Below are 14,060 nucleotides of genomic sequence, written 5' to 3' on the forward strand. Positions count from 1 at the left end.
CAAATAAAGATTGGGGGCAGGGAGTGGATGAGAGAACTTGCCATTCTCTCACGGGAGGCCCTGTTATCCTTCTCGTTCGATGGTCGTGAGGTTACGTCGCAAGTAGGGGCCAAAGTCGTGCTTGCCGGTGTCGACGAATGTGCAGAGCGCGAGGTCCTCTTCGTCGAGTTCCAAACAGCCCAACGCCTGGGCCGACTCGGTGTCTTCGACCACCAGCGATTTCAACAGCGGTGTGGCGATGATGTCCAGCGGCATGACCTTCTCGAAGGAGCCCAGCGGCACGATCGCGCGGTGGCTGCCTTCGGTGGAGGTGGTCATGGCAAACTTTTTGCCGGCCGAGAGTGCTGAGGCGAAGATTGGCTTGATCGAGAACTTGTTGAACCCAGGTCCCGACCAACCCATCAATTCCCGCTGCTTGCCCTCGGGCACCACCGAGACGCAGTTGTGATAGCGGCTCAGGTAGTTGACTGGCTCGGCCGACTTGCGGCCCGACAGTACCGATCCCGAAATGACGCGAACGCCGAACTCCATGTCGGCACATTCGCCAGCGGTGAGTTCGGTAAGGTTCGCGCCCAACTGAGTGCGAATCAGTCGAGGATTCTTCGCCGCGGGCCCGGCCAGCGACACGATTCGTTCGCTGTTGAGTTGGCCCGTGTTAAACAAGTGCCCGACCGCCAGGACGTCCTGGTAGTTGATGTACCACGCGTGGCGTTCGAGGCTCACCGGCGACAGGAAATGAATGTGCGTGCCTGGCAGTCCCGCGGGGTGCGGGCCGGAGAACGAAGCAACCTCCACGCAGTCGAGGTTCTCACCCGGCAAGCTCACGTCCGCTGCTTTGCACAGGTAGGTCTTGCCGTCGGTTAGCGTGCTGAGTGCTTGCAGGCCAGAAACGAAGTCGGCCTCGCGACGGTCGATGATCACCTTGGGATCGGCGGCCAAGGGATCGGTGTCGATGGCGGTAACGAACAACGCGTGTGGCACCGTTTCCGGATCGGGCACTTTGCTGAACGGTCGCACACGCAGCGCGGTCCACAGACCCGAGGCGAGTAATTGCTCGCGAACCTTGGCCGAAGGGAGTTGAGCAGGATTGCTGTCGGCAAACGACTCAAATTCCACCGAGTCGTCGCCCTCGAGTTCGATAATAAGCGAAAGGAACTTTCGCTTAGCGCCGCGGGCAACCGACTTCACCCGCCCGGGAGCCGGTGCGACGTAGTTCACCGTAGGCAGCTTCTTGTCGGTGAACAGCACCTGCCCGCGTTTCACCACGTCGCCTTCGGCGACCATCATGGTGGGCTTCATGCCAATGTAATCGTCTCCGACCAGGGCGACCGAGGTGATCGGCGGTGCCTCGCCAATCTCCTGGTAAGGTTCGCCGGCGATCGGCACATCGAGACCCCGTTTTATTTGGTGTTGCTGTGTCATGTTTGGCCAGTGCGCCCTGGGTGGGCGGCAAACAGGAAGGCGATGTGAGGGTGGGGAATTAGGGGGATCGGCATTCGGCCGCGGAGATTGTGAATTTTTTCACAAAATCGACGCTACGTCAATGCTGGTAAAGGTTTAGGGTCGTCTGATCCGCCATTAATCGGGGCTGAGGCTAGGCTGGCGTGGGTGATCAGGGCGTCGCGAAGGCCTCAGCGCTAAGGTGGTCGCTAACGCACACCGTGAGATATTGTTACTAGCTCGGCCCGGAATGGGAATGGGGCACCCACCGCAACTGGGGTTCACCGCCTCTGGTGGGCCGGCTCGATAGGCGGTGAGCCTGCTCCTAGCCGGCACGGCCGCGCCCGTTTTCTGGCACACTCGGTACAAACCGAGCGAACCTCTACCCCAATTCCGGCTGTCTTTTCCCACACCCCTAGGCCATGGGGCAGCCACTGTTTAAGATGCAAAGTCTCCCAAGGACAGGTAGCTCAGTTGGTAGAGCACGGCCCTGAAAAGGCCGGTGTCGCTGGTTCGATCCCAGTCCTGTCCACTTTCTTCTTCACCCCCCGCGAGCCGGCTGCTCAGGCTCGCGATAACTTGCTCCACTCGATAGCAAGTTCTTGCGCGATCTCGTCACCCCAGTCATCCTCCGTCGCGTCCTCGCGCGCCAAAGATGGCGGCAGGTCGCGCGCCGATCGCGAGTTCAATGGCAGTTCGGGGGTTGGCGTTGGTGCGATCACATCGGCATCAGACTGTGGGGTGGAATCATCTTGCTGCGCGGTATTCTCCGGCGACTGGTACATCGCGAACGCCGCATCGCTGATGGCAGCAGCCACCGGAATGGTCTCTTCATCACTGCTTCGAATGGTGCCGGCGTCCACCAGTAGGGCGACGCTGGCGCCCAGATTGTTTCGCCAAACGGTGAAGTCGGCGAGGTTAACCTGTCCATCGCCATTGCCATCGGCACCAGCGCCGGCAGTGAACAGCGATTGGCCGAATTGGCTACGCCAAACACCGTAGTCGTCGTGGTCGACCGTACCGCTGCCATCGTAGTCGCCTGCGATTAGTGGTGTTGCCAAACCAGCCGAACCTGGCGAACCGCCCACCGACGCACTCGCTCGCCAATTGCTCGCGTCCGATGGGCTGCCCAGTGGATCGATGATCTCCAGCGAAGGACCATCGCCATCGGTCTCGGCGGGCCAAGGAGCCGAGTCGTCGTAGGTGAAGCTTAGGAAGGGCGCTCCGGCGGCAGTAACCAGGCTGATGGTCTCGCCCCCGTTGCTCAACTTGGCGTCGCCGAAGCCGTCTGGCGCCAGGTTCATGCCGGTGCCATAAACCGACTGGAACACCTCGGGCGAGCGGGCGACGACAATGTACTCGCCGGGCGCCAACACTAAGCCGTCTGCGAATGTGTATCCCTCGGAAGCGAATTCGGCGATTTGGATGCCCGAAAGGTCAATCGATGCGTCACCAGTGTTCAGCAGTTCGATGAACTCCAGGTCGCTCTCGTCGATGGGCTCTGTGGCGGCGGGATGGTAGTGCAGCTCGGTGATCACCAGGCTGGGGGCCAGCGTCGGCGGCGTGGCGAGGAACTCGATCGGGTCCGACCAGTGACTCCAATTGCCCGAGGTGTCCTGCATTCGTACGCGGGCGCGGTACGTCTTGCCGGCCTCGGTGGCATTGGCTGGAATGCTTATTTGGCTGTCGAATGTCGACAACTGGCCCGATTCCCAAGTGCCTTCGATTTCGTAAATGTAGGGTGCGCCCTGCTCGAAATTGGCTACCGACGCGTTGTGAACTTCCGCGATTCGCCACTGGATATTGGCAAACGTTCCCGCTCCCTGCGGGTCGCTGAACGACGACGTTTGGAAGACGAGTTGATCGACGCTATATTCGGCGGCGCCAACGTAACTGATGCTAGGCGTGCCCGGTATGTTGGCGTCGGATCCCTGCGACTGCAGCAGGTTGTAGCCGTAGCCTCCTGAACTGACAAAGTCCTGCATGTAGTCGACTACTCCGTCGAACGTTTCGCTCTCAAGCAGACTCGAGTTGAAATTCTCGTACCAGATGCCCTTCTTTATCTTGCGAGGATGATAGTCCCACATCGCTTGGTTCGCCTCGACATTCGTCAAGTCGTCTCCACCCAATGTGAGCGCGTCGGCAAGTTCCTTGATCACCAGTGCAGCATCGCCACTGTTAAGCAGCAGGTCGGTGACCTCACGCAGCCGGTTGTTGTACGCCAGCTTGGCGGCTGGGTGATGTGCGAGCAACGTGCGGATGTTCTCACGCGTGGTAACCGAGGTGCCATGGTGCGGGGCGTCTTCGAACGTCAGGTCAAGATCCCAGGGGATGACGTACCACTGCCCCGTGACTTGGTTGCGATAGTAATTGACGTTCTCGTTGGGGCGAATGTCGGAGTTGTTCACCAGGTGGTTGATGATGTTCCAAGCGAAGTAGACGTCCCAATTAAGATTCTCCTCCCACCACTCAAGCGTTTCGTACCCGCCATCGATACCAGACAGGAACGCGGACAAATCGGACCGATTGGTCACCGACTCGGAGCCTTGGTGACGCTGCGTGGTCGATCCGAACACCGAACCATGCATGTTGTACATGTTGCCATCTTCGAGCCCTCGCTCGTCGAGGAAGCTACCATCGGGCTGCTCGATCGCAATGTACAGCCCCCAGTAGTCGCCCGCGTATTGATTGCCTCCGGTCTCCGAGGCGGCATCGATGACACGGAAGTTGAAATAATTCGTCTTCGGCGAGGGAGCACCCGCGAGTTCGTAGAGTTTGAACGCGGCCGATTCGAACAAGACGGTCCCTTCCGTGGAGACGTCGTCGCGCCACCAGGGGTTGGTGCCCGGCAGGATGTTGATTTCGTCCCAAAGTTCCTTGTAGGGGTTTCCGTAGTTGTCGTAAGCCTGGAAGTGGTGCCCTTGCAGGAACTCGATCTTCCATTTGTTCTTGCCCACGACATAGGTCGAGGCGACGCCGCGGTTTCGGAACTCGATGTGGTCGTACACCACCCCGTTGTAAACCAAGGTGCCGTTGAACAGCACCTCGTTGTACTGCTGGTTATATTGACTGTTCGTCACATCGTTTGCATTGGCTAGCAGGTGATACGTGGCGATATTGTCCAGCGTATTGCCGCTATATACTTCGGTCGGTTCGACGCCAGGGCGGAGCGACGCGGTGTAGTCGGGCACGCCGTCGTAAACAAAGTAGGCGAAGTTTGGCTGCGGGTCGTCGGCGTACGGTCCGCTAGCGGAAGCACCCAGAGTGTCGGTCACCGTAACGCGATATCGCACCAACCGGCGATGCGTTTGCAGCGAGCCCGGCAGTGTGGCGGAGTAGACATCGTCGCCTGCCACCTGATCGCCACCAAGTCCATCATCGGTCATGACGACGCTCGTCCAATTCGCGTCGTACGCAGCGTCGGAGAGGCGAATGTAGCTGCCAGGATCCACCAGCTGGTACTCGAGCACCACGTTCTGGACGCCATCGGGATCGGTTGCTTTGATTGAGATGACCACGTCCTCTCCCGACTGCGGCTGCTGCACCGACTGCTTCAGTTGGCGCATCTGCGGGGCTGCATTGGTCGCCCACACCAGGTTCTGGCCGCCGGGAGTTGGCTGGGAGATGGTGTCGTCGGGCACGGTCAGTTGCAAGTTGAACGACAAGTCGCTGCTCGACAGGGTTCCGTTGAGCACGTGCACCGCGATCGTATTTTCTCCTGTCACCAGGTGTTGCGACACATTGGTCAGCAGCACCGTTTCCCACTCCGCCTCGTGGTCTGAGCCCGAGAGGCTGTTGTAGTGTTTGGGGCCGGCAGAAACATGCAGCCTCGATACTTCCATGCCGTTCAGGTAGACGATGGCGCCGTCGTCGACGTAGACCCGCAATTCCAAGGAGTCGGGGATGTCGCCGTCTAACTCGAAGGTATGTCGTGCGTAGATCGACGAGTAGTTGTCCCGCATGTCGCTTAAGAAAGTAGCATCGTCCCCGTCGCCGTAACCGATAGTCGTGACCCCACTTTGCCATGCGACGGAGTCGTTCGACTCGACGAAGTCCGTCAGCCGCCAGTCATGCCCCGTAGTGCCGGAATCGATGGGTGGGTTCTCTACGAGTCCCTTGCGATAGCGCCAAGTGCTGCCTGTCGCAATGAGATCCCCACCGGCATTGGGGTTGGAAGAGAGACCAGACGAGCGCCAGCTGCCAGCCAGATCGTTGTCCAGATCAGGATGGATCAACTCCAGCGAGCTGCCGTACTCGCCGGTCGTCGGCCAAGGGAATCCCGGTTGGTAGCTCACCACGTCTATCAAGTTGTTAGGTGCATCCCGGAGCTCGATCGTCTCCCCGTCGTTATTTAGTCGGTCGCCGGTCTCCCACTCGCCAAACGGGGCGAAACCAAACTTAGATTGAAAGTCACCCGCGTTCTGGGTGACTACCAAATATTCACCAGCGGCGATGGAAGCTCCCTGGGGAAACGTATAGTCCACCGCCTCGTCGATGCGCCAATCCGAAAGGTCGACGGACGAATCGCCCGAGTTGAAGAACTCCAGGAACTCGACCTGCTCGGTGTTCAAGTCGGGATCGTAATGAATCTCGTTGATGACCACCGCCAGCAAGTGCCGCGGCTCGAGCGTTTCGATTCCGTTTCCAAGTCGGCGACGCGCTGCCACACGTTGCCTCGGGCGAGGTTTGCGATGCATCTTCTTCTGAACCGCCAGACAATATGAGTGAGATTGCTCGGAGAGCGGTCGATGCAACTCGCGGAGGGCTTGAAGAGGCCATCCAGCAGAAGTTGGTATCGAGCGCGCGCACCCGAGTTGTTGCTACTGCCGGTTACGCAACTGCGCAGCAAACCACTGGACTACTGGCAAGTTGGTGCAGGTGTCTCCAGATGGCAGTGGAGACCAGAGACCAACCCAAGTCGCAGTTGAGCGCTGCTACGGCAGGTGCTTTCGATTATGAAGAGCGGCCCAATTCAATGCAAGTAAACGGTGAAGATCGGCGCCCAAAACCAACGGCAAACCGAATGCAGGCGTCGTGCGAATCTATGGGGGGGTTGCAGGCCGCGGATGCTTCCTGCCTACCCCTCGGCGCGCAGGACAAATCCTGTCGTGTGGCTCTCTCCTGGCGGCAAGACTCTCAATCCTGTCGAGATGCCTTGCTCCTCCAGGCGGAAGGGATCGGGCACGCAGCTATAAGGCTCGATGCAGACCGCTTCGCGATGACCTGGCGTATAGACCACCGCATGTGGGAAATCCTTGGCCGCATAGGTCTGCACCACACGCCGACCGCTGGACGGATCCGCCACCACGGTGATCGCTTCGCCCTTGGTGGTCGACAACCGATATGGAGTATCGAACTCCAAGTCGCCCAACTTTTGCCCAGCGCCCAAGGTCAACTCAGTTGGCAGCTTCGCCAACTCTCCTGTTGGCAGCATGTCGTCCAGCTTCCACTCTCCGTCTACCGGAGCAGTCAGGATCGTGTCGCCAACGTTCGAGCTAGCGGTCAGCGGCACGCGGAAGTAGGCGTGCGTGCCGAAACCCCACGGCAGCGGCGCATCGCCCGTATTGCGGAACGTCGCGCTGAATCGCAGTTCGGGCCCCACCACCTCGTAAGTTGCCTCTACCGCAAAATCGCTCGGCCAACTTTCAAGGACCGATGAGTCGTCTACCGACGCCTGAAATGCAGCCGTCACTTTCGAGTCGCTTTGCTCGACCAGCCTCCATGGGCGATCGAAAATGAACCCATGCAGAGCGTGCGGCCGCGACGCATCGTGCGGGATGCGATAGGTTTTGCCATCGTACTGGAACTCCGCGTGCCCAATGCGTCCTGGAAACGGAAACAGCAGCGGGATGCCGCTACCGCTCGGCCGACGCTCTCCAGTCTCGAAGCCGTCTTCGGCCCACAACAGGTCGCGCGATCCATCGGCGAACTGGACAGACCATTCGTAGCAGTTGAACCCCAGTCCGAGCAGTACTTTGGCCGAGTTGCCGGAATCTGTGTCGTGAAGCGAGATCGTTTGCATGGCGGATGAAGTACTAGGAGGTGAAAGTTACAGCCGGGCGGCCAGAGACATCAGCAGCATAACACCAACCACCATGCCTGACACGAGGCCCGGCTTGGCGGGCGATGCTGGATTGAGTGCGAGCTTGGCAAAGGACATCAGGAGGTGAATGCCCATCAACACACCTAGTACAAGAAGTGCAGTCGCCAGAATCGAGCCGCCGGTGATCCTCTGCGTCTGGTCGGCCGGCAAACAACCGAGCACGGCCGCGCCGCTAACGAATTGCACCACGAGAGCCACAAGTCCAACCACGCCTGCAACTCGGTGCAAGCGAACGACTGGTGCGGCCATCAGTAGCCCACATGACGATACGAGCATGCACATTGCCCAAATATGCGAAGCTTTGGCCATGACCAATGGCGTGTGAAAAAGTTGGACCACGAGCGGCCGTGCGACCACTGATCCGGCAACCAAGTTCGGTTGCTCGACCAGCAAATTCTGTGAGATCATCAACAGTGGAAAGTGGTACAGCAGGTTGGTGGCCCCCAACAGTGCAAGCAGCCCATGACGCCACGGCTTCTGGCTCCAGCGATTCCATAACGCCAGCCAGCCGCCATAGCACGCGATACTGAACACCCACTCGATGGCCACCATCGCGTACGCCCGCGCGGGAAACCGCGCGAGCATTTCGAGGTAACCGCCCTGCCCTACCCCGGCCCGCCATGCCCCCGCCACCAATCCAGTCATAGCCGCCAGCACCACCGCCCCAACCGACCACACGGCCAACTGCCGCAGCCCCGCATCGCTGGCAGGCTCGGTTTCCATTCTCCTCCACCACAGCCTCAACCCAGCCACCAACAGCGGCCCCCCACCCGCCAGTCCCGCCACGAACAGATGGAAAGTCGCCAAAACTGCTTCAATAACCACGATCACCGCAACTCCAACACCACCAGACCACTGAGACTACGAGCGATTTAGAGCCACCCACGTTGACACACACCCCATAGAATGTCTAGCATCGACCGCTTGAGCGAACCCTCGGCACCGCCCAGCGGTCCTTCAGTTCGCACAAGGGCGATTAGCTCAGTTGGCTAGAGCGCCACGTTTACACCGTGGATGTCGGGGGTTCGAGTCCCTCATCGCCCACTATACGAGTGTTCAGTATCTGCAAGAGCTGCACTGTCTCTGCATTTCCTGAGCCGACCAGATTCTCGGCAAGTGCTTGCAACTGGTTAGCAGCACTTTGCGCAGCGCCTGGCGCAGCGCGCTCGGGGCTTCGGGCAGCTTCTTCGAAATGATCGTCGGTGACTTGCCGGTAGTGTTTGTTGGCCACCTGCTGCGTGTGCCCGAGCCAGGCTGCTGCGACGTGACCTGGATACTTGTCCGCCAGCTCGGTCGCCCTGCTAGCCCTGAGGGCATGGAACAGCTTAGGCCACGGTTTGAGACCTGATCGGGTGATGATCTTGGTCATCGTGGTTCGGAAGTTCGCAGTCGCGTCTAGTTGCTTCGTCACAACATACTCGGCCCCCTCCTCCGCTTCGTCCCACGCTTGATTGAGAACCGGAACTAGTTCGGGGAACAGCGGTACGACACGCATCTCGTGACCGACGTGATGCTCGGTTTTCGGGCTGCGAACGATCATTCGATTCTGATCCCAGAGGATGTCACCCCACCGTAGCGCCAGGACCTCGCTAGGGCACCGTAGGCCGCCCCAGCGACAAAGGGCGAAGATGACGCGCCAATCCGTATCAGGGCACGCCTTGAGCACCTTGGCGGCTCCCTGGGCCGTCACGAAGTACTCGCGACTTCGGTTCTCGATGATGGTGGAGGGCAATCCGGCAAACGGGTTCACCTCGATCAACTCATGATCAATTGCCGCGTTGAACATGGACTTGGCGACAGTCGTTCGTTTGCGGACCGTATTTTCGGCAAGCGGTTTGCCCGCAATAGTGCGATTCCCCACTTTCCGTTCCGGTGATCCGTTGGCACACCCGAAGCGCCATCGGCATTAACAGGTACGGAACCGTTGTGGGGAATCTCCAGAAGCATGGCGATGCTGCGGGAAGTGAAATACTTCCCATCGTCATTCCCGATCTTTTTGACGAACCGCGAGAAATGATCATTCCTCCCCTCCTTGACCCTTCTCACCATCGTATTGGCAATGCTCCGCTTTCGTTTACGGTAGATTCAGTTTCTTCCGCAGCCGGAGGAGAACTCTGGCCTCTTGAGCCCTCCGGCGGGAGAAACAGACACATTGAGCGACTCCATACCAGCGCAGCGGTTACCAACTCAAGAAGCTTGTCGAACGGAAGCGCTCACTGGTGGCCTTGGTGGCTGTCGCACTACCAGGGCTTCTCTTTACCTTCGGCGGATTGGCATGGGGATTGCGTCACACCAGCGTCGAACGGGACGAGCTGAAGCCGAGACTCAAAAAGCGATTCTCGCGGCTGAGAGGGCCAAAAAAGCAGAGGCTCGAGAGGCGAATGCACTTAGAGAAGATAAGGAGCAGCGGGAAAACGCTGAAGAGTATCTCGCGGAGTCAAACGAGCTGATTAACTTCTTGATCTATGCTGTGTTGGGCCAAGCCGACGTGCGCACACAAGCTCAACAGGGAATTCACCCGAAACCACAGCTTACGCTCCACGAGGCTCTGAATCGAGCAGTAGAGAGAGCTGATACCCAATTCGAAGAAAAACCACGACTTCGCTGGATGCTATTACACGGATTTGGATTGATCTACGGCGAAATGGGTGAATATGACTAGGCTCTGCCGTCGTTGAAACAAGCTGCACTGGCCAAGGAACGCTGGTGGGACCGCCTTCAGTGAACTTGTTTTGGGGTGCATCGACTTCGCTCAATCGACTGGCACGCTCCGGCGCGTCGGTCTTTGTCACCTCTGTCGATAGCCGGCGACTCAAACCCCACCAAAGCGGAGTGGAGCAGGCAGCACTACGACTTTGTTCAAGTGCGGTCGGTGCAGCTCACCTCAGCGGTTTAGAGAAGCCCACAAACTGCACAGATCAAATCGTTGAACGAGCACACCGCTCCTACCGCCACTCCAGCCCCACCACTTCGGTCGGCTCTCGATCCACCAGTACCCAATTGCCCTTGCGCAGATCGCGAATCCGCCGTGCGGTCATCCGCTCGATGCGGACAGTCTTACAGCTTTGTGGTCCCTTCCAGATGATGTAGTAGCTCAGCGAGGTATGGCCTCTGGTGGCTTCAGGAATAGACGGACACTGGTATCACCGCGCGCAGTATCACTCTATCAGTCTTGCCAGACTCTATTGCGTTTGGTTGCAACGTGCATCACGTAGGCGTATACTCCTTGGTGATTCCGCCTGTCTAACTCCAACGCGAGGGGTTTGAGATGTTGGGTGCATGCATGCTTCGCGTCCGCCTGCTCTTGGCGGGTTTCTTGGTCGCGGCCGTTGGGTTCGTCCCTCTCCCCGCGGGGGCGGTGACCATCAATGTATCACTTTCGCAGTTCACCGATCCTCCCGACGACGACATGACCGGCGCCAAGATGCTGGCCATCGTCAACGCAGCGGCCGACTATTGGGAAGACATCATCGAAGACCCTTTCGTGCTGGATGTAGAAATCGGCTATCAAGACAATTCCGGCGACTTGGCATTCTCCTGCTACGCAACGGGTTCCCTCGATTGCATCGACGGGGACGTGCAGTCCGCCACGCCGAGTTTCGGCCTGATTCGTTTCGATAACTCCAGACCTACAGGACAGGAAGGTACGAATCCTGATGGATCGGTGCGATGGTTCTTCGACAGTACTCCGCTGAACAATTCAGAATTCGACATGCAGCAAACGTTGGTCCGGTCGCTGAGTCCATTCAACGTCGATTTCTTCTACTCCGACACTCAGCCGCCTGGATTGATGGAGGCCGGAATGTTGGGCCATGCCAACGTTCCCGATGATCGTTTCGATGCATTCACCGTTGCACTTCACGAATTGGGGCACCTGCTGGGGACACTGAACGAAATTTCTATTCCGGAAACCATGAACGACAACGCGTATGACGTGAACCCGCTCTTCGTCTACGGGGAGTCGGTGGAGATCGCCATCGAGCCGACCGACGGTGAGCACCTAGCCAACAGCATGGCGCTGCTTCGGACGACGGTGTCGGTGGATCAACGGCTGTTGCCCAGTGCAACCGACGTGTTCGCAATCGCGGCAGGTGCGGAAGTCGACTGGGCGTTTCTGGATTTGCGTCGGCAGGATTTCTTCGGCGGTACGGTATGGGAAGTGCTTGGCAATTGGGAAGGGAATAGCTTACCGGATGAAGACGACGACGCGTTTGTTCGCAGCGGTAGCGACGTGCAAGTGTTCTCCAATCATGAGGTGGCCAACCTGCTGGTGGCGGAGGGGAGCAGCATTGAATTGAACAACGACAATACGCTAACAGTAGGAAACAAGATGACCATCGGTGGCCAGGGCGGCGGCACCGCAGTAGTTTCGGTGCTTGGCGATTCGGCGATCGTGGCCGGGGAAGTTCGTGTGGCGGACGACGGCCGGCTCTTACCTTCAGGCAGCATTTTCGATGTGGATGTCGATGCCAACGAAGTGGTCATCGAGGCGGGCGGTATCGTGATCGGAACAGGCCGAATTCGGGCTGACAGCATCTCGCTGTCGGGGACTTTGACGGCCCTCGCTCCGGTCGGCAGTTTGACGAACGTGCTCGCGCTGGATGCCAAACCGGGCGGCGCGATCGACCTGGATGGCAGCGGTGGCGGGCAAATCTTCGCCGTGCTCGCGAGTGTCAGCGTTTCGGGACCGACCACCGACAGCTTCGGGGGCGAAATCACCGTTGGCGCGGGACGCTCGATTTTCTTCGATGAACCTTGGGTGTTTGGGCAGTTTCAGATTGGAGGCCCCGGTTCGGGAGTACTTAACCTCAATGGCGGCGCCAGCGACACCCAGGAAGCCACACTCAACACGCAAGGCTGGACCGCCCAAGACGGTGAGATCAACGTGACCGGCCGGGGCGTGGTTTTGGGTGCGACAACGTTTGGTCCTGGCGTTGAAGTGAATGTTGAAACGGGTGGATTTCTCCGCCTGGAAGGCGAAACGGAGTACGCCGGCGGCAATTTTCTGGGTGGTGGTACCATCGTTCTCAACAACGACACGACGGTCACCGCACCGACCACGGTCAACGTCAGCCGATTCGACCTCGACGGCGATGACTTCGGCCAAACGATCACGCTCACCGCACCGCTAACATTGAACGTCGACTACATTGATACCGGCAACAACAACGTTAATTTCGACACGATCGACATCAACTTTGGCGGTCAACTGGCGGTGAACCTCAACAGTTCAAACGCCTGGACGATGGGCAGCACGCTGAACATCAATCTTGGTCTGTTTCCGCAGACCGTGCTGGATGGCGATGAAATCAACGTGACGGGCACCCTCAATGCCGATGGGTCGAGTGTCGTCGCCGCCCCGCTCGACGTGTCCGGCACGCTGCACTTCGTCGATACGCAGTCGCAATTAACACTGTCGGCGCCGCAGTTTGTGAGGCTCAATCAACACGTGATCCGTTCCGGTGCAACGATCAGCGGCGGCGGCACCTTGGTAATTGGCAACAATGCGCTACTCGTGTTGGAAGACGGAGTAACGATCAGCGGCAATCTAGAAAACGATGGTGAACTGCGACTCGGCAACTCACCCGGTGAAGCGAAGGTTGGTTTCTATGCACAATCCACCGATGCCGCTTGGAACGTCGAAATCGCTGGTACTCCCGTGTCGGGGGACTTCGATCAACTCGAAGTGGTTGGCCAGGCCCATCTGGCTGGTCTGCTGGACGTGTCATTGATCGACAACTTCGTACCAGACATTGGCGATGAGTTTACGATACTCACGGCTGGCAGGGTACTAGATACCTTCGACGACCTAATTGTTTCCGACGATGCAGGCATCTTCAGAGTCGATATGGTCGCCGTTTACACAGCCACGACCGTTGTGCTCCGAGTGGACGACGTAGGCGTGCTAGGCGATTTTAACGACGACGGCATCGTCAATATTGGCGACTATGTCGTGTGGCGGAATAACCTGGGCTCCCCCGACGAATCGGGCATCGCCGACAACGGGGACGGGGGTGGTGTAAACGCATCGGACTATCAATTGTGGCGAGACAATTTCGGCATGAGCCTCAGCGCGCTAGAGGTAGGAGGCATTTCGTCCGCGGTCCCGGAACCAAAAACTTGCATTCTTCTGACCTTGTCGCTCGCCATGGTGATTGGTCTCGGCAGGAATTGTTTTCCGCAATGAATGGTGAACATTCTCGGAACGTGCTTTCTCATTGCCCAGATTGTATTCGGGCGCAATATCAGAACCTGAGTCAAAAGCTGTTTAACTGGAATCGGGGCGAAGCGACCAATGGTCGTTTTGACGCAAGCACTTGGCTTGGCGTCGCGCCCCCTAGTGCCAATTGTGGGACACCGCTGCAATTCAGCGAAAGGGCTATCTCGCATGGACTGGTCCAACCGCCGCGCCAAGGTTGATGAGCCAAGTCGCTTCGGTGTACCCACCGATGCAGATTCACGAGATAACGCTGCCACACCCTTAGCATCTTACTGGGATAGCGAAGCTAGTCACCCT

Annotated in this window: 7 protein-coding genes and 2 tRNA genes; 4 read left to right on the forward strand and 5 right to left on the reverse strand. The window is 58.5% G+C overall.

Annotated elements, in window-relative coordinates; translation table 11 throughout:
* Positions 1–63: 63 nt before the first annotated feature.
* The gene (locus tag ACQK2L_RS18230) at positions 64–1,422 is read right to left on the reverse strand and encodes a Na(+)-translocating NADH-quinone reductase subunit A (RefSeq protein WP_425398468.1); all 1,359 of its coding nucleotides are present in this window, start codon (positions 1,420–1,422) and stop codon (positions 64–66) included.
* Between the two features lie 477 nt (positions 1,423–1,899).
* On the opposite strand from ACQK2L_RS18230, the gene ACQK2L_RS18235 reads away from it, so the two are divergent.
* Positions 1,900–1,972, forward strand: a tRNA-Phe gene (locus ACQK2L_RS18235).
* Positions 1,973–2,003: 31 nt separating this feature from the next.
* Here ACQK2L_RS18235 and ACQK2L_RS18240 read toward each other — a convergent pair.
* From ACQK2L_RS18240 to ACQK2L_RS18250, 3 genes are all read right to left on the reverse strand, one after another.
* Complete coding sequence (locus ACQK2L_RS18240) at positions 2,004–6,107, reverse strand: lamin tail domain-containing protein (protein WP_425398469.1); 4,104 nt, start codon at positions 6,105–6,107, stop codon at positions 2,004–2,006.
* A 410-nt stretch (positions 6,108–6,517) separates the two neighbouring features.
* A complete protein-coding gene (locus ACQK2L_RS18245; RefSeq protein WP_425398470.1) occupies positions 6,518–7,462 on the reverse strand; it encodes an aldose 1-epimerase in 945 nt (314 codons plus the stop codon).
* A 27-nt stretch (positions 7,463–7,489) separates the two neighbouring features.
* Entirely contained in the window at positions 7,490–8,368 is an 879-nt protein-coding gene (locus ACQK2L_RS18250; RefSeq protein WP_425398471.1) for a hypothetical protein, read from the reverse strand.
* A gap of 145 nt (positions 8,369–8,513) precedes the next feature.
* Here ACQK2L_RS18250 and ACQK2L_RS18255 point away from each other — a divergent pair.
* Positions 8,514–8,587: transfer RNA gene (locus tag ACQK2L_RS18255), tRNA-Val, on the forward strand.
* Here the strand turns inward: ACQK2L_RS18255 and ACQK2L_RS18260 are convergent.
* Complete coding sequence (locus tag ACQK2L_RS18260) at positions 8,547–9,329, reverse strand: tyrosine-type recombinase/integrase (RefSeq protein ID WP_425401104.1); 783 nt, start codon at positions 9,327–9,329, stop codon at positions 8,547–8,549. The two genes, ACQK2L_RS18255 and ACQK2L_RS18260, sit on opposite strands and share 41 nt — an antisense overlap.
* Before the next feature lie 489 nt (positions 9,330–9,818).
* On the opposite strand from ACQK2L_RS18260, the gene ACQK2L_RS18265 reads away from it, so the two are divergent.
* Entirely contained in the window at positions 9,819–10,205 is a 387-nt protein-coding gene (locus tag ACQK2L_RS18265; RefSeq protein WP_425398472.1) for a hypothetical protein, read from the forward strand.
* A 606-nt stretch (positions 10,206–10,811) separates the two neighbouring features.
* Positions 10,812–13,730: a hypothetical protein gene (locus tag ACQK2L_RS18270; protein WP_425398473.1), complete on the forward strand. Its 2,919-nt coding sequence runs from the start codon at positions 10,812–10,814 to the stop codon at positions 13,728–13,730.
* Positions 13,731–14,060: the final 330 nt, after the last annotated feature.

Source organism: Aeoliella sp. (assembly GCF_965227375.1).
Classification (GTDB): domain Bacteria; phylum Planctomycetota; class Planctomycetia; order Pirellulales; family Lacipirellulaceae; genus Aeoliella.

Coding starts and splice junctions, on each gene's coding strand:
- ACQK2L_RS18230 (WP_425398468.1), bottom strand. CDS start 1,422: ATGACACAGCAACACCAAATAAAACGGGGTCTCGATGTGCCGATCGCC.
- ACQK2L_RS18245 (WP_425398470.1), bottom strand. CDS start 7,462: ATGCAAACGATCTCGCTTCACGACACAGATTCCGGCAACTCGGCCAAA.
- ACQK2L_RS18260 (WP_425401104.1), bottom strand. CDS start 9,329: ATGTTCAACGCGGCAATTGATCATGAGTTGATCGAGGTGAACCCGTTT.
- ACQK2L_RS18265 (WP_425398472.1), top strand. CDS start 9,819: ATGGGGATTGCGTCACACCAGCGTCGAACGGGACGAGCTGAAGCCGAG.
- ACQK2L_RS18270 (WP_425398473.1), top strand. CDS start 10,812: ATGTTGGGTGCATGCATGCTTCGCGTCCGCCTGCTCTTGGCGGGTTTC.